The 23,016-nt window shown below is 72.6% G+C and carries 21 protein-coding genes; 9 read left to right on the forward strand and 12 right to left on the reverse strand.

Annotated features, from left to right (window positions below; genetic code table 11):
• Nucleotides 1-76: 76 nt before the first annotated feature.
• The 3 genes from OU416_RS15660 to OU416_RS15670 all read right to left on the reverse strand — a co-directional run bounded on the left by OU416_RS15660 (nt 77) and on the right by OU416_RS15670 (nt 2,562).
• On the reverse strand, nt 77-1,156 hold the full coding sequence (locus OU416_RS15660) for an SPFH domain-containing protein (protein ID WP_372907203.1): 1,080 nt from the start codon (nt 1,154-1,156) through the stop codon (nt 77-79).
• 82 nt (nt 1,157-1,238) lie between these two features.
• Complete coding sequence (locus tag OU416_RS15665; protein WP_093146083.1) at nt 1,239-1,670, reverse strand: NfeD family protein; 432 nt, start codon at nt 1,668-1,670, stop codon at nt 1,239-1,241.
• A 76-nt stretch (nt 1,671-1,746) separates the two neighbouring features.
• The gene (locus OU416_RS15670) at nt 1,747-2,562 is read right to left on the reverse strand and encodes a DUF3097 domain-containing protein (protein WP_270927691.1); all 816 of its coding nucleotides are present in this window, start codon (nt 2,560-2,562) and stop codon (nt 1,747-1,749) included.
• 140 nt (nt 2,563-2,702) lie between these two features.
• On the opposite strand from OU416_RS15670, the gene OU416_RS15675 reads away from it, so the two are divergent.
• Entirely contained in the window at nt 2,703-3,476 is a 774-nt protein-coding gene (locus OU416_RS15675; RefSeq protein ID WP_270927692.1) for a hypothetical protein, read from the forward strand.
• A 64-nt stretch (nt 3,477-3,540) separates the two neighbouring features.
• Here the strand turns inward: OU416_RS15675 and ilvA are convergent, their stop codons facing one another.
• A complete protein-coding gene (gene ilvA / locus OU416_RS15680; RefSeq protein ID WP_270927693.1) occupies nt 3,541-4,791 on the reverse strand; it encodes a threonine ammonia-lyase IlvA in 1,251 nt (416 codons plus the stop codon).
• A 95-nt stretch (nt 4,792-4,886) separates the two neighbouring features.
• On the opposite strand from ilvA, the gene OU416_RS15685 reads away from it, so the two are divergent.
• The gene (locus OU416_RS15685; protein ID WP_270927694.1) at nt 4,887-5,690 is read left to right on the forward strand and encodes a universal stress protein; all 804 of its coding nucleotides are present in this window, start codon (nt 4,887-4,889) and stop codon (nt 5,688-5,690) included.
• Nucleotides 5,691-5,694: 4 nt separating this feature from the next.
• Here OU416_RS15685 and OU416_RS15690 read toward each other — a convergent pair whose 3' ends face one another.
• Nucleotides 5,695-6,093, reverse strand: coding sequence for a DUF5313 family protein (locus tag OU416_RS15690; RefSeq protein ID WP_270927695.1), 399 nt, complete (start codon nt 6,091-6,093; stop codon nt 5,695-5,697).
• A gap of 145 nt (nt 6,094-6,238) precedes the next feature.
• Between OU416_RS15690 and OU416_RS15695 the strand changes: the two genes are divergently transcribed.
• The 7 genes from OU416_RS15695 to OU416_RS15725 all read left to right on the forward strand — a co-directional run bounded on the left by OU416_RS15695 (nt 6,239) and on the right by OU416_RS15725 (nt 15,000).
• Complete coding sequence (locus OU416_RS15695; protein WP_270927696.1) at nt 6,239-7,525, forward strand: nickel pincer cofactor-dependent isomerase, group 22; 1,287 nt, start codon at nt 6,239-6,241, stop codon at nt 7,523-7,525.
• Nucleotides 7,526-7,687: 162 nt separating this feature from the next.
• Entirely contained in the window at nt 7,688-8,227 is a 540-nt protein-coding gene (locus OU416_RS15700; RefSeq protein WP_270927697.1) for a GNAT family N-acetyltransferase, read from the forward strand.
• A gap of 221 nt (nt 8,228-8,448) precedes the next feature.
• Nucleotides 8,449-9,855 (forward strand): LCP family protein, encoded by a 1,407-nt coding sequence (locus OU416_RS15705; RefSeq protein WP_270927698.1) that lies wholly within the window; start codon nt 8,449-8,451, stop codon nt 9,853-9,855.
• A gap of 441 nt (nt 9,856-10,296) precedes the next feature.
• Nucleotides 10,297-10,926, forward strand: coding sequence for a carbonic anhydrase (locus OU416_RS15710; RefSeq protein WP_270927699.1), 630 nt, complete (start codon nt 10,297-10,299; stop codon nt 10,924-10,926).
• An 86-nt stretch (nt 10,927-11,012) separates the two neighbouring features.
• Nucleotides 11,013-13,373, forward strand: coding sequence for an MGDG synthase family glycosyltransferase (locus tag OU416_RS15715; RefSeq protein WP_270927700.1), 2,361 nt, complete (start codon nt 11,013-11,015; stop codon nt 13,371-13,373).
• A complete protein-coding gene (locus OU416_RS15720) occupies nt 13,370-14,287 on the forward strand; it encodes a DMT family transporter (protein WP_270927701.1) in 918 nt (305 codons plus the stop codon). Before OU416_RS15715 ends, OU416_RS15720 begins: the two co-directional genes overlap by 4 nt.
• Entirely contained in the window at nt 14,284-15,000 is a 717-nt protein-coding gene (locus tag OU416_RS15725; RefSeq protein ID WP_270927947.1) for an SDR family NAD(P)-dependent oxidoreductase, read from the forward strand. Before OU416_RS15720 ends, OU416_RS15725 begins: the two co-directional genes overlap by 4 nt.
• Here OU416_RS15725 and hpnH read toward each other — a convergent pair.
• From hpnH to hpnC, 7 genes are read right to left on the reverse strand one after another with little or no spacing between them, the layout of a single operon-like run.
• The gene (hpnH, locus tag OU416_RS15730; protein ID WP_270927702.1) at nt 14,997-15,998 is read right to left on the reverse strand and encodes an adenosyl-hopene transferase HpnH; all 1,002 of its coding nucleotides are present in this window, start codon (nt 15,996-15,998) and stop codon (nt 14,997-14,999) included. The two genes, OU416_RS15725 and hpnH, sit on opposite strands and share 4 nt — an antisense overlap.
• A 1-nt stretch (nt 15,999) precedes the next feature.
• Entirely contained in the window at nt 16,000-16,593 is a 594-nt protein-coding gene (locus OU416_RS15735) for a phosphorylase family protein (RefSeq protein ID WP_270927703.1), read from the reverse strand.
• A gap of 1 nt (nt 16,594) precedes the next feature.
• The gene (gene shc, locus OU416_RS15740; RefSeq protein ID WP_372907199.1) at nt 16,595-18,505 is read right to left on the reverse strand and encodes a squalene--hopene cyclase; all 1,911 of its coding nucleotides are present in this window, start codon (nt 18,503-18,505) and stop codon (nt 16,595-16,597) included.
• Nucleotides 18,502-19,515, reverse strand: a complete 1,014-nt coding sequence (locus OU416_RS15745) for a polyprenyl synthetase family protein (RefSeq protein WP_270927704.1) — start codon at nt 19,513-19,515, stop codon at nt 18,502-18,504. The genes shc and OU416_RS15745 overlap by 4 nt, the downstream gene beginning before the upstream one ends.
• A complete protein-coding gene (gene hpnE, locus OU416_RS15750; RefSeq protein WP_270927705.1) occupies nt 19,512-20,873 on the reverse strand; it encodes a hydroxysqualene dehydroxylase HpnE in 1,362 nt (453 codons plus the stop codon). The genes OU416_RS15745 and hpnE overlap by 4 nt, the downstream gene beginning before the upstream one ends.
• Nucleotides 20,870-21,766, reverse strand: a complete 897-nt coding sequence (gene hpnD / locus OU416_RS15755) for a presqualene diphosphate synthase HpnD (RefSeq protein WP_372907198.1) — start codon at nt 21,764-21,766, stop codon at nt 20,870-20,872. Before hpnD ends, hpnE begins: the two co-directional genes overlap by 4 nt.
• Nucleotides 21,730-22,638, reverse strand: a complete 909-nt coding sequence (gene hpnC, locus OU416_RS15760) for a squalene synthase HpnC (protein WP_270927707.1) — start codon at nt 22,636-22,638, stop codon at nt 21,730-21,732. Before hpnC ends, hpnD begins: the two co-directional genes overlap by 37 nt.
• Nucleotides 22,639-23,016: the final 378 nt, after the last annotated feature.

Genomic DNA, 23,016 nt, shown 5'->3' on the forward strand with positions numbered 1-23,016 from the left:
TCCGATCAGCTCCGGCACCCCGGAAACGAGTTGAGGGCACCCGCCGGCGGCGGGTGCCCTCAACGAACTGCAGCTGTCAGCTGGGCTGCTCCGGCGGCGGGAGCTGCCCGGTGCCGAGCGTCGGGCTCGGCACCTCCTTGCGGGCCACCGCCTCAGCGGCGCGCACCGCCTCGGCGACCTCCGGCGTGGTCGAGGTGTCGAACCAGGCCTTGACCGACTCCTCTTCCTCCTCCGGAACGTGGGTCGGCGGCTCCTCCTTCGGCGGCTCGTAGCGGAACACGCCGTCGTCGCCGGGCGCACCGAGCATCCGCGCGAAGCCCTCCAGGGACTTGCCGAACTCGCTGGGCACCACCCACACCTTGTTCGCGTCGCCCTGCGCCATCTGCGGCAGCGTCTGCAGGTACTGGTAGGCCAGCAGCTCCGGAGTGGGCTTGCCGCGCTTGACCGCCGCGAAGACCTTCTCGATCGCCTTGGCCTGCCCCTGCGCCTGCAGGTACCGGCTGGCCCGCTCGCCCTGCGCCCGCAGGATGCTGGACTGCCGGTCCGCCTCCGCGGCCAGGATCGCCGCCTGCTTCTGCCCCTCCGCCGCCAGGATCGCGGCCTGCTTCTGACCTTCCGCCGTCTTGATCGACGACTCCCGGGCACCCTCGGCGTTGAGGATCATCGCGCGCTTCTCCCGGTCGGCGCGCATCTGCTTCTCCATCGAGTCCTGGATCGACGGCGGCGGATCGATCGCCTTCAGCTCGACCCGGGCGACCCGGATGCCCCACCGGCCGGTCTCCTGGTCCAGCACCCCGCGCAGCTGCGTGTTGATCGCATCGCGCGAGGTCAGCGTCTCCTCCAGGCTCATCGCACCGACCACGTTGCGCAGCGTCGTGGTGGTCAGCTGCTCCACCGCGACGATGTAGTTGGAGATCTCGTAGACCGCCGAACGCGAATCCGTGACCTGGAAGTAGACCACGGTGTCGATCGACACCGTCAGGTTGTCCTGGGTGATCACCGGCTGCGGCGGGAACGACACCACCTGCTCGCGCAGGTCGATCTTGGCGCGCACCCGGTCCAGGAACGGCACCAGGAACGTCAGCCCCGGCTCGGCCACCGACCGGAACTTGCCGAGGCGTTCGATCACGGCCGACTGGGCCTGCGGCACCACCATCACCGATTTCACCGCGATGATCAGCACCAGCAGTACGACGACCACCAGTACGATCAGTCCGCCAAACTCCACCCTCATCTCCTCACAGCTCGGCCGACACCACTGCCGTCGCGCCCGCGATCTCGATCACCGTGACGGTCTGACCCGCCTCGATGACCTGCGTCTCGTCCAACGCCCGCGCCGACCACACCGCACCGTCGATGCGCACCTGCCCACCATGGACGTCCACAGTGGATTCCGCCACCGCTCGCTTGCCCACCAGCGCATCCACATTGGTCTTGAGCTCCAGCGGGTTGTGCAACCGCCGCTTGAGCGCCGGGCGCGCGATGAAGATCAACCCCAGTCCCAGGACCGCGAAGACCACCGCGTCCACCGGCAGCGGTGCTCCCAACGCGGAAGAACCGGCAGCGGCCAGCGCCGCGGCGCCGAGCATCACCAGGACGAACTCACCGGAGAGGACCTCAGCGGCGATCAGCAGCACCCCGGCGATCAACCACAGCAGCGCGGGCGTCATACCCCCATGGTGTCAGACCGCGCAGCACCTCGACGCGACATCCGGACGGCGTGATCAACGTGTGACTTTGTCCGGTTCACCGACCTGGCGCATCCGCCGTCACGAAGTCGATCAGCTGCTCCACCGCCGCCAGCAGCGGCGCCTCCACATCGCGGAAGCCCGACACCGCGGCCAGCACCCGCCGCCACCCGTCGGCGGGCTCGCCCCAGCCCAGCTCCGCGCACACGCCCTGTTTCCAGTCCGTACCGCGCGGCACCCGCGGCCACGCCGCGATCCCCACCGCCCGCGGCTTCACCGCCTCCCAGATGTCCACGAACGGGTGACCGGTGATGAGCACGTGCGGATCGTCGATGCCCGCGACCAGCCGCGACTCCTTGCTGCCGGACACCAGGTGGTCCACCAGCACCCCCACCCGCTGCCCCGGGCCCGGACCGAACTCGGCGAGCAGGCCGGGCAGGTCGTCGACACCGTGCAGCGGTTCCACCACCACACCCTCCACCCGCAGGTCATGACCCCAGATCCGCTCCACCAGCTCCGCGTCGTGCAAGCCCTCCACCCAGATCCGGCTGCCCCGCGCGGTGCGCGCCCGCAGCCCCTCCACGCGCACCGAACCCGACGCCGACCGCCCGGGCTTGCCCGCCGCCGCGGCGCGCACCGGCACCAGCGTCACCGGCTTGCCCTCGTGCAGGAACGCCGCCGGGCGCAGCGGGAACAACCGCTGCTTGCCGTGCCGGTCCTCCAGCACCACGTTGTTCTTCTCCACCCGCAGCACCGCACCGCAGAACCCGCTGGCCGGGTCTTCCACCACCAGCCCGGGCTCGGCGGGGACCTCGGGCACCTTCTTGCGGCGCGGGCCCGCGAGGACGTCCCTGCCGTAGTCAACCGAACGCACGAGACCTGACGTTAATCCGATCGGGCGGCCCGCGGTGGGCGGCGCGCCGGGCCGAGCAGATCACACTCCCCCGCCCCCCTGGCGCGCATTCCGCGACCGGGTCCGTACCCTTTCTCGACGTGCCTTGCCCAAGCGCCACGATGGTTGTCTGGACGTCCGCCTGGCTGCACGGTGCAGCCGCCTCGGACGACGTGCTCGACGCCCTGCAGACCTGGGCCGAATCGCAGGAAGTCCGCGCCGCCGACGACGAGCTCGCCGCGCGGCTGGACCTCCCCGGCCCGCACGACACCCCCGCCGGTCCCGCGCTGCTGCTGGCCGCGCTGCGCAAGGCGGGCGCCGCCAACGGCGAACTGGTCCTGCCGGTCCCCGGCGACGCCCGCGGACTGGGCGGATCCAGCCCCTTCGCCAAGCTCGCCATGCGCATCGGCGAAGCCGCAGTGCTGCCCGAAGCCGGCCTCGGCCTGGTCCCCGAACGCGTCGCCGACGGCATCCTGCGCTGGACGGTCTTCGGCATCGGCGAGCTGCCCCCGGCCGAACACCTCCCGATCGGCGAAGCCGAGCACGGCATGGCCTCGGCCATGCGCGAAGCCGCCACCGCGCTGATCGAACTCGGCGTCGCCAAGCAGCGCCCCGGCGTGCGCGAGGAGATCGCCGCCACCGTCGCCTCCCGCCCGGCCCCCGACTGGCCCGAGGACATCCCCCAGCGCACCCTGCGGATCCTGCAGCGCGCCGCGGAGGTCGAAGCGATCCTGTGGGTGGCCACCGACGACTCCCCCGGCGGCGCCCTGTCGGCCTCGGCGATCCGCGCCCGCACCGACGCGCTGCGCCCGCTGTTCGACGCGGTCCGCACGGCACGCCGCGCCTCGATCGCCGAAATGGTCCGCGCCCTCTCCGACCGCGCGACCCAGTCCTGACCGAACGACGAGAGCGCCTCCCGCCCGTCCGGCGAGAGGCGCTCTCGTCAGTTCAACCCCCGGTTCACACCAGGAACGAGAACAGCGGCGAGCCCGGGGAGACCTGCTCGATCTGCAGCGGGGACTCCTTCATCCGCCGCAGCAGCCCGTCCAGCTCGTCGGCTCGGTCCAGCTCGATGCCCACCAGCGCCGGGCCGGTCTCGCGGTTGTTCTTCTTGACGTACTCGAAGGCCACGATGTCCTGGCCGTCGTCGAGCACGTCGTCCAGGAAGTGCCGCAGCGCACCCGGCTCCTGCGGGAACGTGACCAGGAAGTAGTGCCGCAACCCCTCGTGCACCAGCGAGCGCTCCACGACCTCCCCGTAGCGGCTCAGGTCGTTGTTGCCGCCCGAGATCACGCACACCACCGGCCCCTGCACCGGGCGCTCCAGCGGAAGCCGGGCCGCCGCGCTGGCCAGCGCACCGGCGGGCTCGGCGATGATCCCCTCGGTCTGGTACAGCTCGATCATCTCGGTGCACACCGCGCCCTCGGGCACCGCCACGACCTCGTCGACGAGCTCCCGCACCACCTGGAAGCCCAGCTCACCGACACGACCGACCGCCGCACCGTCGACGAAGGTGTCCACCCCGGGCAGCGCCACCGGAGCGCCGTGCTCCAGCGCCGCGCGCATGCTGGCGGCCCCGGCCGGCTCGGCCCCCACCACCCGGACCTCCGGGAAGTGCTCCTTGAGCCACAGCACCACGCCCGCCAGCAGCCCACCACCGCCGACCGGCACGATCACCGTGTCCACCGGGCCGTCGTGCTGCTCGGCGATCTCCAGGCCGACGGTGCCCTGCCCGGCGATGGTGCGCGGGTCGTCGAACGGGTGCACGTAGACGGCACCGGTGCGCTCGCTGTCCTGCCGGGACGCCTCGCTGGCCTCGTCGAAGGAGCTGCCGACGATCACCGGCTGCACCCACTCGCCACCGATCTCGGCGATCCGGCGCCGCTTCTGCCGCGGCGTGTTCGCCGGGAGGTACACCCGGCCCTCGATCTTCAGCTCACGGCACGCGAAGGCCACGCCCTGCGCGTGGTTGCCCGCGCTCGCGCACACCACACCGCGCTCGCGTTCCTCAGGCCCCAGCGAGGAGATCAGGTTGTAGGCACCGCGGACCTTGTAGGAGCGGCAGACCTGCATGTCCTCGCGCTTGAAGCGCACCGGGAAACCGAGCTCGCCGCTCAGCCGGCCGCTGAGCTCCAGCGGCGTGCGCCGGACCACCTGGCGCAGGCGGGTACCGGCTCGGAAGATCGCTGCGGGACTCAACTCTTCGGCCACCTAACGATACTAAAGCCGCAGGTCGACCCGACTGCGCTCGGGTGCTGCCCCAGCACGGAGCGCGCACACTGGACCGCAGGTTTCCAGGGGGTGCGATGGCCAGGAGCAGACCCGTCGTGGTGGGCGTCGACGGCTCACCGCCGTCGGTGCGAGCGGCGCTGTGGGCCGGTGCCGAAGCCGTGCGAACCGGCCTGCCGCTGCACCTGGTGCTGGTCGACGGCACCCAGGCCGATCACACGGTCGACGAGCTGACCAGGCGCTGCCGCAAAGCGGTCCCCGAGCTCGTCGTCACCGGCGAGGTCACCGCCGGGCACCCGGCCCGGGAACTGGTGCGCCGCAGCACCGACGCGCAGCTCCTGGTCGTCGGATCGCACGGGCACGGCGCGTTCCGGGAGGTGCTGCTCGGATCGACCAGCACGTCCCTGGCCGCGCACGCCCGATGCCCCGTCGTGGTGGTGCGCGGCGAACCCCGCACAACCGGTCCGGTGGTCGTCGGCGTCGACGACTCCCCCGGCAGCCGGGCCGCGCTGCGGCACGCCTTCGACCACGCGTCCCACCGGCGCGCCGAGCTCATCGCGGTGCAGGCCCTGCCGGACGCGCACTTCGCCGCCAACGCCTACCCCACGCCGGATCCGCGCGAGGTCCGCACCCGCGCCGATCTGCACCTGGCCGAACAGCTCGCCGGCTGGTGCGCCGACTACCCCGACGTCGCGGTCCACCGCGACGTGGCCAACCAGCACCCGGTCACCGCGCTGTGCCGAGCGGCGGAATCCGCCCAGCTGCTGGTCGTGGGACACCGCGGGCGCGGCGGCTTCACCGGACTGCTGCTCGGTTCCGTCGCTCACGGCGTCCTGCACCACGCGCCCTGCCCGGTCGCCGTCGTGCGCACCACGAGCTGACCGGTCACTGCGGGGGCTGCTGCCGCCAGACCGCCTTGTACCGCTCGGCGGCATCGGCATCGCGCTGCCTGCGCACCGCGGAACCGTGGCCGGGCGGGAAGCCGTAGTCGAGCAGCCGCGAGTTGACGCTGTCCACCGAGTTGGTCAGCACGATGCGGACCACCACCAGCAGGCCCAGCAGCAGTGCTCCGGCCGCGATCGGCCACGCTCCGCCGAAGGCGCCCAGCGCCACGAACAGCACCGCCCCCAGCGGCGCGATCTGGATCAGCCCCCGGACGAGCACCCGCAGCACCCAGGTCCGGCAGGTCGCGTCGTGCAGCACCCACTCGCGGTACTGCTCGGGGAGCCTGCCGCCGAACTGGTAGTACAACCACCGCGCGGGGCCGGGACGCTTGACGGACACCCGCCCAGCTTACGCCGCGGCCCACCACCCGGGAATCGAGCATCCACAGTGGACTCCCAAAGGCGCGGGCGAGGCCTTCCGCAGGCCTGTTCGGCGTGGCACCATCGCGCGGTCGATCGATCCGGCCGGAGGAAGGATCTGCCGCATGTTCAACGTCGAAGCGGTCCGGTTGACCGGAGCCGGCACCGAGCTGCCCAGGATGATCCCGGTCGAGCAGCGCTTCACCGCGACGGCCGTGGCGGACCTGGAGGGCACCATCCGCGCCCAGGTCGCCGGACACGACCGCACCAACCCGGTCAGCGGCAAGCGGATCGCGATCACCGCGGGCAGCCGCGGCATCGCCCGGATCGACCGCATCGTGGCCACCCTGGTCGACGCACTGGCCGGCTGCGGCGCCAAGCCGTTCGTGGTGCCCGCGATGGGCAGCCACGGCGGCGGCACCGCGGACGGCCAGCGGCGGGTGCTCGCCGAGTACGGCATCACCGAGGAGCGCATCGGCGCACCGATCGTCTCGTCCATGGACACCGCGGTGGTCGCCGAACTCCCCGACGGCACGCCGGTGCACTTCGACGCCGAAGCCGCCCGCGCCGACGGCGTCGTCGTGCTCGGCCGGGTCAAACCGCACACCGACTTCCGCGGCACCCACGAGAGCGGCCTGGCCAAGATGATCGCCATCGGGCTGGGCAAGCACCGCGGTGCGACCACCCTGCACACCCACGGTTTCGGGGCCTTCCACTCCCTCATCCCGGCGGTGGCCGAGGCGGTGCTGCGGGTGGTGCCGATCGAGTTCGGGCTGGCCGTGGTGGAGAACGCCTACGAGCACGTCGCCCGGCTCGAGCTCGTGCCGCCGGGCGCACTGCTGGAGCGCGAGGCCGAGCTGCTGGTCGAGGCCAAGCGGTTGATGCCGAAGCTGCTGATGTCCGACATCGACGTGCTGGTCGTCGACGAGATCGGCAAGGACATCAGCGGCGCCGGGATGGATCCCAACATCACCGGTCGCTCCCCCGTCAGCGCCGCGGACTTCCGCGCCGTGCCGATCAAGCGGGTGGTGGTGCTCGGGCTGACCGAGCACACCGGCGGCAACGCCTGCGGACTCGGCATGGCCGACGTGACCACCCAGCGGTGCCTGGACCAGATCGAGTTCGGGTCGTTCTACACCAACTCGCTGACCTCCGGCGTGCCCGAAGGAGCCCGCATCCCGATGGCGCTGGCCACCGACCGCGACGCGATCGCGGCCGCGCTGCACATGTCCCGCGGCCCGCACGACCGCCCGGCGAAGGTGGTGCGCATCCGCAACACGCTGTCGATGCCGCACGTCGAGGTCTCCGAGGCCTACGCGCAGGAGGTCGCCGAACACCCGGACCTGACGGCCGTCGGCGACCCGCACGACTGGGCCTTCGACGCCAACGGCACCCTCCCACCCCTGGACTGACCCGTCGCCTCCTCAGCTGGTGTCGAGTCCGTTGACGAGACTTAATTTCACTCAACACTGAAAGGATAGACTTAAGAAAAATTCTATCGCTCCCGGGCCGCCGCGGCGTGGTGGCCGAACTAAAATCGGATGGTTCTCCCCAGCGCGAAGGCGAGGGACGCCATGCAGCCTCCCCTGACCACCGAACGACTGATCGTGCGCGACTGGACCGACAGCGACGCCGACGTGCAGGCCGCGCTGGCGCTCTACGGCCGCCCCGAGGTGACCGAGTGGCTCACCCCGGTGATCGCCAACGTCGCCGACCTCGCCGCGATGCGCGCCGTGGTGCACTCCTGGATCGAGTCGCAGCCCAACCTGGTGCCGCCGACCGGCAGGTGGGCCATGCAGCGCCGCTCCGACGACGTGGTGGTCGGCGGACTGGTGCTGCGCATGCTGCCGCCCTACGACCACGACCTCGAGCTGACCTGGCAGCTGCGCCCCGAGGCGTGGGGGTCCGGCTACGCCACCGAGGCCGCGATCGCGCTGCTGCACTGGGCGTTCAGCTTCGACATCGACGCGGTGTTCGCGCTGGCCCGCCCGGACAACACGCGGGCGATGTCCACCGCGCGACGGATCGGCATGGAGTGGGTCGGCGAGACGACGAAGTACTACGACACCGCGCTGCAGGTCTACCGCGTCCGGCAGGGCGACCTGCCCGACTGAATCCACAGTGGACCACCACGGTGATCACCCTGCGTCGCGAAAGTCCCCGCTATCGGATGATCCGCGTCGAGGCCCGATGAGTGCGATCCTGGAACGGGTTTTCGACCCTCGCAGCACCGCACCCCGCCGGAGAGATCTTGCCGCCCCAGACCAGGACGACGAACCGACACCCCACTCCCCCGCGCCGGCCGTCCCCGCCCCGGCCGAACACCGCGGCGCGCGTGGCGGTGACGATGCTGTCCGTGCTGGTGCTGGTGGTGACCGGCTACAGCTGGAGCAACTACCGCGACCTGCTCAACGGGCTGGCCACCAGCGACGTCACCGACGGCGCCGGGGCCGACGGGGCCATCGACATCCTGCTCGTCGGCATGGACAGCCGCACCGACGCGCACGGCAACCCGCTGCCCGCCGAGGTGCTGCGCGAGCTGCGCGCCGGCGAGAACGACGCGGCGCTGACCGACACCATCATCCTGCTGCACATCCCCAACGACGGCTCCAGCGCGACCGGCTTCTCCTTCCCGCGCGACTCCTACGTGCCCATGCCCGGCCACGGCAAGCACAAGATCAATTCCGCGTACTCGCGCGGCCGGGAGACCGCGGTCGCCGCGGAGACCAAGCGCGGCGCCACCGACCCGGCCCACCTGGCGCGCACCGGCGGCGACGCCGGGCGCAAGCTGCTGGTCCGCACCGTGGAGCAGCTGACCGGGGTCTCCGTCGACCACTACGCCGAGGTCAACCTGCTCGGCTTCGCCCGCATCACCGAGGCCGTCGGCGGTGTTCCGGTGTGCCTGGTGGCGGCGACCAAGGACAGCTACTCGGGGGCGAACTTCCGCGCCGGACCGCAGACCATCTCCGGCCCGGACGCGCTCGCGTTCGTCCGGCAGCGGCACGGGCTGCCGCGCGGCGACCTCGACCGCGTGGTGCGCCAGCAGGCCTTCCTGTCCGGCCTGACGCAGTCGATGCTCTCCGGCGGGGTGCTGGCCAACCCGGCGCGGCTGCGGGACCTGATCGGCTCGGTGCAGGACTCGGTGGTGCTGGACCGCGACTGGGACGTGCTCGCCTTCGCCGAGCGGATGCGCGGGCTGGCGGGCGGCGCCGTCCGGTTCACCACCATCCCGATCGAGAACCCCGACTACGACACCCCCGACGACGGCCAGGCGATCCTGGTGGACCCGCGCGCGGTCCGCGCGGCCGTCAACCAGACCATCGACCCATCGGCCCCGCCGCCACCGGACGAGGAGACCGGCGCGGCCACGGTGGACGTGCTGAACGCGACGCGAACCGCCGGCCTGGCGCAGCGGGTCCGCTCGGAGCTGTCCGACCGCGGTGTCGACGTCGGCAAGGTCGGCAACACCGGCTCCCGCGACACCTCCGTCGTCCGGTACGCGCCGGACGCCGCCACCACCGCCGCGCAGGTGGCTTCGCTGCTCGGCGGGCTGCCGACCGAGGAGAGCGGATCCCTGTCGCGCGGTCGCGTCCAGGTGCTCATCGGCAGCGACTACCGCGGCCCGGCCGCACCGCGCTTCGCCCCGCCGCAGGCCGTTTCGCTCGACGGCCCGGCCCGGCAGCAGAGCAGCGCACCGGAGCCCGCGACGATCACCGCGGACGGCATTCCCTGCGTCAACTGAGCACTCGGTTCCGCTGAGCCGTTCTCATCTTGGCGATTCCGACACGCAGAACGAGCCCGGAAACCTCGCTGAGACTGATCGGTGGTGAGGCAGCCCCCTCGTCCGTCTCACCACCGACCGCTGGTGGCCACCCCGCTGAGGGTTCGCCCAGACCTCTGCGCCGGTGGTGCGTCGGCGGCCATCTCGTGAACCGGCGGCTGAAAGCTCAAGGCAGCCCCAGCATCGTCGAGAGCCGGGTCTGGAACGGGTCCACCGCTGGTTGAGATTACGCCGAGGTCCAGACCGCCGCGCGCCACGCGGTGCGCGGCCGCGCACGCAGGATCACCGTTCCGGGGCGGCGGTTTTCACCCGATGCGCGGAATGGAGTGGCACTGATCTCAGATGTCCGGTTCGCCGCATCTGGGCGAGACAGTTCGAAACTGAGTGCGTTAGCTTTTTCGCATGTCCAACGCACCGCTCTCCCCCGCGCACGCCTACGAAGAACTGCGGGCGGGCAACCGCAGGTTCGTCGAGAACACTCCTCGGCACCCGAACCAGGACGCCGACCACCGCGCTTCGCTGGCGCCGGGACAGCGCCCCTTCGCCGTGCTGTTCGGCTGCTCCGACTCCCGGCTCGCCGCCGAGATCATCTTCGACCAGGGACTGGGCGACCTGTTCGTGGTGCGCACCGCCGGTCAGGTCACCGGCCCCGAGGTGCTGGGCAGCATCGAGTACGGCGTCAGCGTGCTGGGCGCACCGCTGGTGATCGTGCTCGGCCACGACTCGTGCGGCGCGGTGACCGCGGCGCGGCAGACCGTCATCGAGGGTTCCGCGCCGCCCGGGTTCCTGCGCGACATCGTCGAGCGGGTGACGCCGAGCGTGCTGTCCGCCCGCGCGGACGGCAAGACCGAGGTCGACGAGATCGTCGACGTGCACGTGCAGCGCACCACCGATCTGCTGCTGGAGCGCTCCACCGTGCTGTCCAAGGAGGTCGAGGCGGGCCGCTGCGCGATCGTCGGCCTGTGCTACCACCTCACCGACGGAACGGTCCGCGAGGTCGGCAGCCGCGGACCGGTTTCGCAGCAGGCCTAGCGCGGGCCGGGAGCGCTTCGAGCGGCTGGAACGCGCTGGTCACGTTAGCCTGCGGTGGCACGATCCGGGTGAAGGGATCCAGCCGCGTGACCGTCCAGCCGCGTCGAGTGCTACTGGTCAGCGCGACCATCGGCGAGGGGCACAATGCGACCGGCCGGGCCGTGGCGGAGGCCGTCGGCCGGGTGTGGCCCGGGTGCGAGGTCGGCTGGCTGGACGCGCTGCGCTCGATGGGCCGCTGGGTGCCCGCCGCGTTCAACTGGATCTACGTCACCAACGTCGAGTCCACGCCGTGGCTGTACGACTTCTTCTACGCGTCGCTGTGGCGCTACCGCTGGTTCGCCAACGCCTCCCGCCGCTTCGTCGGGGCGTGGAGCGGACGGCGGCTGCGCCGCGCGATCGCCGAAGCCGGGCCGGACCTGATCGTCTCGACCTACCCGCTGGGCACCGCCGGGCTGGACTGGCTGCGGCGCCGGGGCGAGCTGGGCGTCCCGGTGGCGGCGGTGGTCTCGGACTTCTCCCCGCACCCGTTCTGGGTCTACCCCGAGGCCGACCTGCACTACGTGATGAGCGAGGCGAGCCTGCGGGAGATGCGGCGGGCCGAGCCGGACGCGGTCGGCGCGGTGTGCGTTCCTCCGGTGGTCTCGGCCTTCCGGCCTCGTGACCGGCGTGCGGCCCGGCGCGGGTTCGGCCTGCCGGATTCGGGGTTCGCGGTGCTGATCTCGTGCGGCTCGCTCGGGTTCGGCTCGGTGGAGCGCGCGGTGGACGCCGCGCTGCGCGCCGAGGGGGTGGCGCGGGTCGTGGTCGTCTGCGGCCGCAACGACGCGTTGCGGAAGCGGTTGGACGCTCGCGCCGAGGACCGGCTGGTCGCCTTGGGCTGGGTGGAGGACATGCCGGGGCTGGTGGCGTGCGCGGACGTCGTGGTGACCAACGCCGGTGGGGCCACTGCGCTGGAAGCGCTCGCCTGCGGGCGGGCGGTGGTCATGTTCGAGCCGATCGCCGGGCACGGGCGGGCCAACGCCGAGCTGATGGCCGAAGCCGGGCTGGCCGAGCTGTGCCCGGGCGCCGCCGAGCTGACCGCGACGCTGCGCCGCTGGATCGCGGAACCGGACGAGCTCGCCCAGCGGGAGCAGCGGGCGCTCGAGCACAGCTCGGCCGGGGACTTCACCGATCAGGTCGCCGCGCTGGCGCAGCTCCCCCGGCACTTCGGGCGCCGTCCGCTGCGGCCGCAGGACGCCTTCTTCGTCCACGCCACCACTCGGGTGGTCGCGCAGCAGACCGGCGCGGTTCTGCGGCTCGACGGGCCGCCTCGGAGCACCGCCGAATGGCACGAGGAGGTCAGCGGGCGGATCGAGCGCCGCGCCGGCCGGTTGCCGATGCTCACGCGGCGCCTGGTGCTGCGGCGGGCCAGGCGACCGCAGTGGATCCACGACGCAGCCATCGATCCCGGTGCTCACCTGCACTGCCGGGAGGTCCGCGGTGCGCAGGCCGCGGAGCGGGCGCGCGAGGAGTTCTTCGGCTCCGCCGTGGCCACCGACCGGCCGCCGTGGGAGCTCATGCTGCTGCACGAGACCGGTTCCGGTGAGGTGTCGTTGCTGGCGAAGCTGCACCACGCTCTCGGTGATGGTGTGGCGGTGACCGGCACGCTGCTCCGGTTGCTGACCGACGGCCCGCACCCCACCTCCGCCCCCGGCTCGGGGCCGAGGTGGCATCCGGTGGAAATCGCGCGCGGGCTGCGGAGCCTGGCGGGCGCGGGCCTGGCACCGGGCAACGCCTGGGCGGGGCGCAGCACGGCGAACCGGTCGTTCGGCGGACTCGAACTCCCGGCCGCCGAGGTGCGCGGCTGCGCGCGGGAGCTGGGTGTGAGCAGCACGGCGCTGCTGCTCGGCATGGTCGCCGAAGCGCTGCACCGGGCGTTGCCCGCTCCCGCAGCTGGTCAGCGTTTCCGGGTGATGGTGCCGCGCACCGCGCGAAGTGGTGCGGGCGCCGAAACGCCCGGCAACCACACGGCGTCGGTGTCGCTGGACCTGCCCGTCGGCCCGATGCCCGTCGCGCGGCGGCTCAGCGCGGTGTCCGCTGAGCTGGGCGAACCGGACAGGGCCGGGCAGGCCGCTGCGTCGAGTGCCGTGCTGGCCGCGCTCGGGGCGCTGCCCGCGCCGCTGCACGCGTGGGTCGTGCGGCGGATCTACCAGCGCCGATTCTTCGGCGCGGTGGTGTCGGTGCTGCCCGGGCGACGTCGTCCCGCGCGGATCGGGCAGGCGCGGATCTCCGGAGTGCTGCCGGTGCTGTCGCTGGCCGACGGGGTGGGCATCGCCGTGGGGGCGATCAGCTGGGGCGACCACGTCGGGTTCGGCGTCACCACCGACACCGGGCTCGCCCCGGACGCCGCAGTGCTGACCGGGCACCTGCGCGACGCGTTCGCCGACCTGCGGGGAGGTGACCGGCGGTGAGCTCCAACGGCACGGTGCTGGTGATCGCCGTTCCCGCCGCGGTCGTCGGCGCGGCCAGCTTCGGCTTGGCCAGCGCCATCCAGCACCGCGTCACCAAGCAGGTGCCGAAGGTGCGCACCTTCAGCCCTCGCATGCTGTTCGACCTGGTGCGCAAACCCGTCTGGGTGCTGAGCATCCTCACCGTGATCGTCGGGCTGTCGCTGCAGGTGGTGGCGCTGGCCTTCGGGCCGCTGGTGCTGGTGCAACCGCTGCTGGTGACCTCGGTGCTGTTCGGTGCCGCCTTCGCCGCGTGGATGGCGCACCGCAAGATGGACCTGGTGCTGGCGCTGGGCGGGCTGGCCTGCGTCGGCGGGCTCTCGGCGTTCCTGGTGCTGGCGCGGCCTTCCGGGCAGGGCAGCGAGTTCACCGGTGCTTCGGTCCTGCCGCTGGCGCTGGGGCTCGGGCTGCTGGTGCTGGTGTCGCTGGCAGCGGCGCGGCTGGTGCCCGGCGAGGCCGGGGTGCTCGGCATGGCGGTGGCCACCGGTGTGCTCTACGGGGTGACCGCGGGGCTGATCAAGGTGGTGGCCGGGCAGTTCCGCGCCGGTGGCCCGGCCGAGCCGTTCCAGCACTGGACGCTCTACGCGGTGTGCGTGATCGGACCGATGGGTTTCCTGCTCAGCCAGCAGACCTTCCAGCGCGGCCGGTTGATGTCGCCGGCGCTGGCGGTGATCACCACGGTGGACCCGCTGGTGGCGGCGGCGATCGGGGTGAGCTGGCTGGGTGAGCGCATCGAGTCCTCCCCCGCCATCCTCGCCGGCGAGATGATCGCGGTGGTGGTCATCATCATCGGCATCGTGATCCTGACCCGCCGCGGTGAGCAGCTGCGCCGAGCGCTCGAGAGCGCCGACAGCGGTTCGGAGTCGACGTGGGGCTGACGTTGCGCGGGCGGACCGCGCTGGTCACGGGTGCTTCCTCCGGCATCGGAGCGGCCACCGCGGCCGAGCTCGCGGCCGCCGGGTGCGAGCTGGTGCTCGTCGGCCGCGACGGGCCGCGGCTCGCCGAGGTGGCCGAGGAGGTCGGTGGTCGAGCGCTGGCCGCCGAGCTGACCGACCCGGCCGGGCTCGACGCCGTGGTCGCCGCGGCTCGGCAGGTGGACCTGCTGGTGCACTGCGCCGGGGTCGGCTGGGCCGGAGAGCTGGCGTCGATGCCCGCCGAGCGGGTGGCGGAGCTGACGGCGGTGAACCTGACCGCGCCGATGCTGATGACCAGCGCGGTGCTGCCGGAGCTGCGGCGCAGGCGCGGTCACGTCGTCTTCGTCTCCTCCATCGCGGTCGTCGGGGTGCGCGGCGAGGAGGTCTACGCGGCGACGAAGGCCGGTGTGCGGGCGTTCGCGGAGAGCCTCCGCCGCGACGGCATCGGCGTGACCACGGTGTTGCCCGGTGCCGTGCGCACGCCGTTCTTCGCGGGCCGCCGCTACGAGCGGCGCTTCCCGCGGATGCTGACCGCGCAGGAGGTCGCTGCGGCGCTGGTCAGAGGCGTCCAGCGCGGCCGAGCCGAGGTGTTCGTGCCCGCCTGGCTCGCGGTGCCGGCCCGGTTGCAGGGCGCGGCCCCCGGTGTGTTCCGCCGCCTGGCCCGCCGGTTCGGCTAACCGCGCAGCGCCCGGATCGATTCGCGGAGCGAGCCCATGGTGGCCAGCACCGCCGTCGGCTCGTAGCCGCAGTGCGCCATGCAGTTGGCGCAGCGCGGGTCGTTGCCCCGCCCGTAGCGCGACCAGTCGGTGTCCTCCAGCAGTTCGCGGTAGGTCGCCGCGTAGCCGTCGTTCATCAGGTAGCACGGCCGCTGCCAGCCGTAGAGCGAGTAGGACGGGATGGCCCACGCCGTGCAGCGGAAGTCGACCTCGCCGGCCAGGAAGTCCAGGAACAGCGGCGAGTGGTTGAACCGCCACCGGCTGCGCCTGCCGTCGGCGAAGACCTTGCCGAACAGCTCGCGCGTCTCGGCCACGCCCAGGAAGTGCTCCTGGTCGGGCGCCTTGTCGTAGGCGTAGGCCGGCGAGAGCATCATCTGGTCGACCTTCAGGTCGTCGTTGAGGTAGTCGAGCACCTCGATCACCGACTGCGGCGTGTCGGAGGTGAAGAAGGTGGAGTTCGTGGTCACCCGGAATCCGCGCGCCTGGACGTCCTTGACGTTGTCCACCGCCTGCGCGAACACGCCCTGCTTGCACACCGAGGCGTCGTGCCGCTCCTCCAGGCCGTCGATGTGCACGGCCCACGCGAAGTACGGCGACGGGCGGAACCGGTCGATCTTGCGGGGCAGCAGCAGCGCGTTGGTGCACAGGTAGACGAACTTCTTGCGCTTGAGCAGCTCCTCGACGATGACCTCGATCTCCGGGTGCATCAGCGGTTCACCACCGGCGATCGAGACCACCGGCGCCCCGCACTCCTCCACCGCGGCGATGGCCTGCTCCACCGGCATCCGCTGCTTGAGCACGTTCGCCGGGTGCTGGATCTTGCCGCAGCCCGCGCACTTGAGGTTGCAGGCGAACAGCGGTTCCAGCTCCAGCGTCAGGGCGAACTTGGTGCGGCGGGCCAGCTTCTGCTTGACCAGGTAGGCGCCGACGCGGACGGCCTGGCGCACCGGTATACCCATTTCAGAACACCTCCTCAGGTGCGTGCGGTACCGCGGTGGGGCTCCACCGCGACAGGCTGGAACCGACGGCGTGCAGCCGGGCGAGCGCGGCCAGCGCCCGGCGCGGTGTCCCCCACCGCAGCAGCGGTTCCGCCGCGGTGTCGAGCACGACCCGCACCACCGCGATCTCCCGGGCGGCTCGCGCGAGCACTGCGGACTCCATGTCGACCGCGAGCGCCCCGGTGCGGGCCAGCTCGGCCCGCTGCGCGCCGCGCACGAGGTGCCGGGTGGTGCGGATCGGCCCGCAGTGCACGGGGAATCCCGCGCGGCGCAGTTCCGCGGCCAACTCAGGCGCGGCGCGGCAGCGCACCGAGCAATCCGGCCCGCGGACTTCATCGGCCACGACCACATCGCCGCTGCGGACGCCCTCGCCGATGCCGCCGCCGAGACCGGCGACGACGAGCAGGTCGAAGTCCGCGCCGTTGAGCGCGGTCGCGCTGCGGGCGCTGCGCCGCGGACCGAATCCCGTGCGGCGAACGGAGTTGCGGCCGAGCGCCGCTCGCAGCGCCTGGGCTTCCAGGCCCAGGGGTGCGCAGATCAGCAGCCGTGCGGGCATCTCACTGCCCGGCCCGGTGGTACCTGCCGAGGGCGGTCAGCGGGAAGATCACCCGGTACAGGTGGTAGTTGATGTAGAAGTCGCCGGGGAAGCCGGTACCGGTGAACTGCGGCTCGTCCCAACCGCCGTCCGCGCGCTGAGTGCGGGCCAGGTACTGCACGCCGCGCTGGACCGCGTCGGTCTCGTGCCGTCCCAGGGCCAGCAGCGCGATCAGCGCCCACCCGGTCTGCGAAGCGGTGGAGTCACCGCGGCCGATCCACTCCGGGTCGACGTAGGAGCGCATGTCCTCGCCCCAGCCGCCGTCGGCGTTCTGGTGCTCCTCCAGCCACTTCGCCGCGCGCCGCAGGACCCGGTGCTCGGGTTTGAACCCGGCGCGCACCAGCGCCGGGACCGCCGCGCCGGTGCCGTAGACGTGGTTGGCGCCCCAGCGGCCGAACCAGGAACCGTCCTTCTCCTGGTTGCGCAGCAGCCACTTCACGCCGCGCCGGACGACCTCGTCGTCGTGCCCCAGCGCCGCCAGCGCCTCCACCACGTGCGCCGTGACGTCGGCCGACGGCGGGTCGATCACCTCGCCGAAGTCGCAGAACGGCAGCTTGCGGACCAGCTGCCGGGTGTTGTCGGCGTCGAAGGCGCCCCACCCGCCGTCGGCCGACTGCATGCCGCGCAGCCAGCGCGCGCCGCGCTCGATCGCGCCCCGCACCGCGACCTGGTCCGGGTGATCCATGCGGTCGAGGGCCAGCAGCACCTCGGCGGTGTCGTCGATGTCCGGGTAGCCGTCGTTGTCGAACTCGAACGCCCAGCCACCGCCCGCGGGCAGGTCCGGGCGGCGGACCGACCAGTCGCCCTTGACGCGGATCTCCTCCGCCAGCAGGTAGTCGGTCGCCCGGCGCAGCGCCGGGTGCGCGCTGGGCACACCGGCGTCGTGCAGCGCCTGCACGCCGAGCACCGTGTCCCACACCGGGGACTGGCAGGCCTCCAGCCGCCGCACCACGCCGTCGGAGGTCTGCTCCCGGATCAGGAACCGCTCCAGCCCGGCCAGGCCCTGCCGCAGCACCGGGTGGTCCATCGGATAGCCGAGCAGGTGCAGCGCCAGCAGCGAGTACACCCACGGCGGCTGGATACCGCCCCAGGACCCGTCGGCCTCCTGGCGCGCCACGATCCACTCCGCGGCGCGGTGCATCGCGTGCTTGCGCAACGTCCGCAGCGGGCGCTTCTGGTACCGGTGCAGGACCCGGTCCAGCAGGTGGAACCCGTAGCTCCAGGACCACTCGGCGCGAGCGGGCTCGGGGCGGCGGCCGGTGCGCAGCTCCCGGACGGTGATGCCCAGCTCCCGCCTCGGGCGCAGCGTGCACACCACGGTCAGCGGCACCACGGTCTGGCGGGCCCAGCACGCCCAGTCCGCCACGTTCAGCGGGAACCAGCTGGGCAGCAGCACGACCTCGGGCGGCATCGCGGGCAGCTCGTCCCAGGACCACTCGCCGAACAGCGCCAGCCAGATCCGGGTGAACACCCGGGTGGCTTCCAGCCCGCCCTGCGCCAGGATCCAGTCGCGCGCGGCCCTCATGTGCTCGGCGTCGACGTCGTCGCCGGCCAGCTTGAGCGCGGTGTAGGCCTCCGCGGTGGTGGACAGGTCGCCCGGCCCGCCGTGGAAGTTGGCCCAGGTGCCGTCGGAGCGCTGCTGGGAGCGGATCCAGCGGGCCGCCTGCTCGGTCTCCACCGCGGTGCGGATGCCGAGGAACTGCCGCAGCAGCAGGTCCTCGACGTCCATGGTCACGTTGGTCTCCAGCTCGCCCTTCCACCAGCCGTCCGGGTGCTGCCGGGACAGCAGGTGGTCGCGGGCGGCGACCAGCGCGGTCCGCGGGTCGGGGATCACCAGCGCGCGGGTGGCCTGCTTCTGCAGCTGATCGGTCAAAGCTTCCTCCGTACGATGAACGTGGCGAGTTCGGTCAGGGCCTCGGCGACGTCCTGCGGGCCGCGCGGCAGGTGGTCGCCCGCGGCGGTCAGCCGGCGCTGGCACTCCTGACGGGTCCACTCCGCCGATCCGGCGCGCTGCACCATCTCGGCGGCTTCGCGCAGCTGCTGCTCGGTGAGCGGTTCGGGCCGCGCGTACAGCTCGCGCAGGCGATCGCCCGCGGTGGTGCCCGAGTTGAGCGCGTGCACCACGGGCACGGTCTTCTTGCGGGCGCGCAGGTCCGACAGCACCGGTTTGCCGGTGACCTCCGGGTCTCCCCACAGGCCCAGCAGGTCGTCCACCAGCTGGAAGGCCATCCCGAGCTCGGTGCCGAAGGTGTGCAGGCCGAACACCGCCTCCTGCGGCGCCCCGGCGCTGAGCGCCCCGATCGAGGCCGCGCAGGCCAGCAGCGCGGCGGTCTTGTCGTGCGCCATGCGCAGGCACTCGTCGAGGGTCACGTCGTGGCGCTGCTCGAAGTCCAGGTCCGCGGCCTGCCCGGCGATCAGCACGCGGGTGGTGACCGCCAGCGAGCGGGCCGCGGCTGCGGCGTGCGGTGAGGTCGAGTCCAGCAGCACCTCGGTGGCCAGCGACAGCAGCGCGTCGCCCGCCAGCAGCGCCGCGGGCCTGCCGAAGACGGTCCAGGCGGTGGCCCGGTGGCGGCGGGAGGTGTCGCCGTCCATCACGTCGTCGTGCAGCAGCGAGAAGTTGTGCACCAGCTCGACCGCCGCGGCGGCGGCGACGGCCTGATCGGGCGCCCCCGGTGGGCGGGTGGACTGCGCCGACAGCAGCACCATCGCCGGGCGCAGCGCTTTGCCGCCACCGCCTTCGGGGGAACCGTCGACGCCCCGCCAGCCGAAGTGGTACTCGCACACGCGGCGGGTGCCCGGGTCGAGCTGGGCGACCGCGCGGCGCAGCACCGGGTCGACGGATTCCCGCGCGGTGAGCAGTGCCGACGGCAGGACTGTCGTCATGCGGTCACCTCCACGCCGTGGTGCCGACGCTGGTCGGCGGTCACCACCTGGGCCGCGCGCGCACCGCTGCGCACCGCGCCTTCCGTGGTGTCGGGCCAGCCGGTGCCCGTCCACGCACCGGCCAGCACCAGGCCCGGCACCGGGGTTCGCGCGTCCGGGCGGATCGCCGCGGTGCCGGGTGCCTGCCGGAAGGTGGCGCTGGGTTCGCGGGTGACGAAGAAGTCGAGCAGCCGCGCCTGCCGGGCGCGCGGGAACAGCTGCTGCAGGGCCGGGACGAACAGCGCGCGCAGGTCCTCGGTGCGCCGGTCGACGTACTCCTCGGCCGCCGACAGGGAGATCGCCAGGTACTGGCCGTGCGGCGCGCCGGAGATCGCGCTGCGGTCGAAGACCCACTGCACCGGCGAATCCAGGACAGCGGCCATCGGGAGCCCGGTGACCTGCCGGTCGTAGTGCAGGTGCACGTTGACGATCGGTGCGGCCGACAGCCGCGCCCACTGCGCGGCGCCGGGCACCGGCAGGTCCGCGAGCAGCCCGGCGGCCACCTGGTGCGGCACCGCCAGGACCACCGCGTCCGCCGAGAACTCGCAGCTGGTGGCGCCTTCCTTGGCGAACACGTGAAAACCCGCACCAGCGCGCCGGATCGCCCGCGCCCGGCAGCGCACCCGGACTTCGGCACCGGCGGCCAGCAGGGCGCGCTGGGCGGCGTCGCCGTGCAGCTGCGCCAGCGGGACCCGCGGGATCCCGATGTCGGCGCTGTCGCTGCGATCCAGCACGCCGGTGCGGAAGACCTTGGCGGCCAGCAACATCGAGGCCTCGTCGGGGACCGCGTTGAGCGCGGCCACCGCGAGCAGTCCCCACAGCGCTGTCACCGCGCGCGGCGATTCGCCGTGCTGGCGCAGCCATTCGCCGAGGCTGACCTCGTCCAGCGCGGGATCGTCCGGGTCGAGCTTCCTGAGCGCCAGCGACGTTCGCGCCACCCTTGCGCGTTCGGCCGCGGTCAGCTGCCGGTACGCCAGCAACGCGGGCAGCAGGTGGCCCGGTGCCGGGAGGTTCCAGCGGTGCAGCAGCGACGCGCGGCCGGACGGGCTGAGCACCGGGACCTGGAACCGGCGCTGGACGCTGATCGCCTCCTGAGCCCCAAGCCGCCGCAGCAGGTCGAGGTAGGCGGTGTAGCAGCGCAGGAAGACGTGCTGGCCGGTGTCGACGACCAGGTCACCGCGCTGGAAGGAGTACGTGGCGCCGCCGAGCCGCGACCGGGTCTCCAGCAGCTCGACCGCGAAACCCGCCTCGGCCAGGTCCAGCGCCGCGGTCACCCCGGCCAGGCCGCCGCCGACCACCACCACGCGCCCGCGGCTCACGGCGCCATCCCCGCCAGGGACCGCGCCGCGACGCCTGCCTTGCGCCAGCCCGACAGCGAAGTCCGGTGGCTCAGGGCGGTGCCCGGGTCGGCGGCGATGCGCGAGAGCAGCTCGTGGTAGATGCCGGCCATCGACGCGCAGCACGCCCGGCTGCGCCGGTCGAGCATGGGCAGCAGGCGCAGCCCGTCGCCGTACCACTGCTCGGCCCGCGCGGCTTCGAAGCGGATCAGCGAGGCCCACCGCTGCTCGTCCTCGGTCAGCCCGCCGCCCGGCTCCAGCCTGACCCCGAAGCGCACCAGGTCCTCGGCGGGCAGGTACACCCGCCCGTCGAGGTGGTCCTCGCGGACGTCGCGCAGGATGTTGGTCAGCTGCAGGGCGACGCCGAGCGCGTCGGCGCGGCGTTCGCCGGTGACCTCGTCGAGGACGCCGAACACGCTCAGCGACAGGCGCCCGATCGATCCGGCCACGCACCGGCAGTAGTGCAGCAGCTCGTCGAACGTCCGGTACCGCGCACCGCGCACGTCCGCCTCGCAGCCGTCGATCAGCTCGTCGAACGGCCCCAGCGGGACCTGGAGGCGTTCGGCCGCGTCAGCGAGCGCGACCAGCACCGGGTCCACCGAATCGGTGCTGGTCGCGTGAACGTCCTCGCGCGCCAGCGCGAGCAGGCGCAGCTTCTCCTCGCTGGGCAGCTGCCCGTCGCCGATGTCGTCGACGCGGCGGGCGAAGGCGTAGACCGCCGACAGCGCCCGCCGCTTCGGGCCGGGCAGCAGGCGGATCCCGTAGGAGAAGTTCCGCGCCTGCTCCCGGGTGATCCGCTCGCACTCCAGATAGGCGTCGTGGACTCGCGTCGTTTCGGTCACCGCGCCCCTCCCAACACGTACAACCGCCCCCATTCGGCGAACGTGCGCGCCCGGCTCGGCCGCACGTCACGTCCCAGCGGGTCGTGATCGGCCCGGGCGAAGGCCGCCGCGGTCGCCCGGCCCCCGGCCAGGTAGCCGGCGACGGCCACCCGGGCCGTGCCGGACAAGCAGCCGACCAGGGGCGCACCGGTTTCGAGCATCCGCCGCGCGCGGTCCACCTCGTGCTTGACCAGTCCGCGCAGCCGGGTCGGGGCGCGCACCGCGGCCAGGTCCGGTTCCTGGCAGCCGAACCGCCGCATGTCCTCGGTCGGCAGGTAGACCCGGTCCTGGCGGTAGTCCTCGGCGATGTCCTGGCAGTGCTCCAGGATCTGCAGCGCGCTGCAGATCCGGTCGGACAGCGCCACCAGCGGTGGTTCGGCCCGGCCGAAGACGTGCAGCACCGCTTCGCCGACCGGGTTGGCCGACAGCGCGCAGTAGTCGAGCAGGTCGTCGAAGGTCCGGTAGCGGCGCACCTGCTGGTCCTGGCGGTTGGCCTCGATCAACTTGACCAGCACGTCGTACGGGATGGCACACTCGGCGACCGTGGTGGTCAGGGCGCGCAGGATGGGAATGCGGGCCGCGTCCTGGTAGGCGCGGCGGAGATCGACCTCCAGGAAGTCCAGCAGCGCCTCGCGGTTGCCCGGCGCCTCGTCCCCGGCGAAGTCGACCAGCCGGAAGAACCCGTAGAGCGCGTGCAGGTGCCGTCGCAGGCCGTGCGGCAGGATCCGGGACGCGACCGGGAAGTTCTCCGAGCGCATCCGCGCGAGCACCGCCGCACTGCGCGGAAAATCACCCGAACGTGCGACGCTGTTCGGGTGGCCGGAATCCTCCCCGGATGTCGTGCCTTCGGGCGGCGACAGGACCATCGACTCTCCTCCTATCCCCTGGTCAGGAGGCGCAACCGGAATCGTATGAGCAGCGCAGCGGCACCGCAGGACGAGCCGCATATCGCCGTTTTCCCTGCGTCGAGCCGGTGTTCGAACCCGAACGGAAGCCACTAGATCCACATTGGACAAATGATCTGAACATCCACAGTGGACTTATTTGAGGAGCGCGGAACCCGGTTCGCGGGCCGCTGATCCCGGTCCGACCGGGCGCGCGGCATTCGGGTGGCGGGCATTGACATCCGGGCGACGGACCCCAGAACGTGGTCCGCACGGCCACCTCGACCGGACTCGGCCGAACGGGTCCGCTCCGACCACCACCCGCAACAACTCCAGCCGTGCGCTCGTTCCAGGTCCTGC

It is taken from the genome of Saccharopolyspora indica (genome assembly GCF_027853965.1).
GTDB lineage: Bacteria > Actinomycetota > Actinomycetes > Mycobacteriales > Pseudonocardiaceae > Saccharopolyspora > Saccharopolyspora indica.

Coding starts and splice junctions, on each gene's coding strand:
- hpnC (WP_270927707.1), bottom strand. CDS start 22,638: ATGGTCCTGTCGCCGCCCGAAGGCACGACATCCGGGGAGGATTCCGGC.
- OU416_RS15695 (WP_270927696.1), top strand. CDS start 6,239: ATGTTCAACGTCGAAGCGGTCCGGTTGACCGGAGCCGGCACCGAGCTG.
- OU416_RS15710 (WP_270927699.1), top strand. CDS start 10,297: ATGTCCAACGCACCGCTCTCCCCCGCGCACGCCTACGAAGAACTGCGG.
- OU416_RS15665 (WP_093146083.1), bottom strand. CDS start 1,670: ATGACGCCCGCGCTGCTGTGGTTGATCGCCGGGGTGCTGCTGATCGCC.
- OU416_RS15735 (WP_270927703.1), bottom strand. CDS start 16,593: ATGCCCGCACGGCTGCTGATCTGCGCACCCCTGGGCCTGGAAGCCCAG.
- OU416_RS15660 (WP_372907203.1), bottom strand. CDS start 1,156: ATGGTGGTGCCGCAGGCCCAGTCGGCCGTGATCGAACGCCTCGGCAAG.
- hpnD (WP_372907198.1), bottom strand. CDS start 21,766: ATGGGGGCGGTTGTACGTGTTGGGAGGGGCGCGGTGACCGAAACGACG.
- OU416_RS15675 (WP_270927692.1), top strand. CDS start 2,703: ATGGTTGTCTGGACGTCCGCCTGGCTGCACGGTGCAGCCGCCTCGGAC.
- OU416_RS15685 (WP_270927694.1), top strand. CDS start 4,887: ATGGCCAGGAGCAGACCCGTCGTGGTGGGCGTCGACGGCTCACCGCCG.
- hpnH (WP_270927702.1), bottom strand. CDS start 15,998: ATGGGTATACCGGTGCGCCAGGCCGTCCGCGTCGGCGCCTACCTGGTC.
- OU416_RS15700 (WP_270927697.1), top strand. CDS start 7,688: ATGCAGCCTCCCCTGACCACCGAACGACTGATCGTGCGCGACTGGACC.
- OU416_RS15745 (WP_270927704.1), bottom strand. CDS start 19,515: ATGACGACAGTCCTGCCGTCGGCACTGCTCACCGCGCGGGAATCCGTC.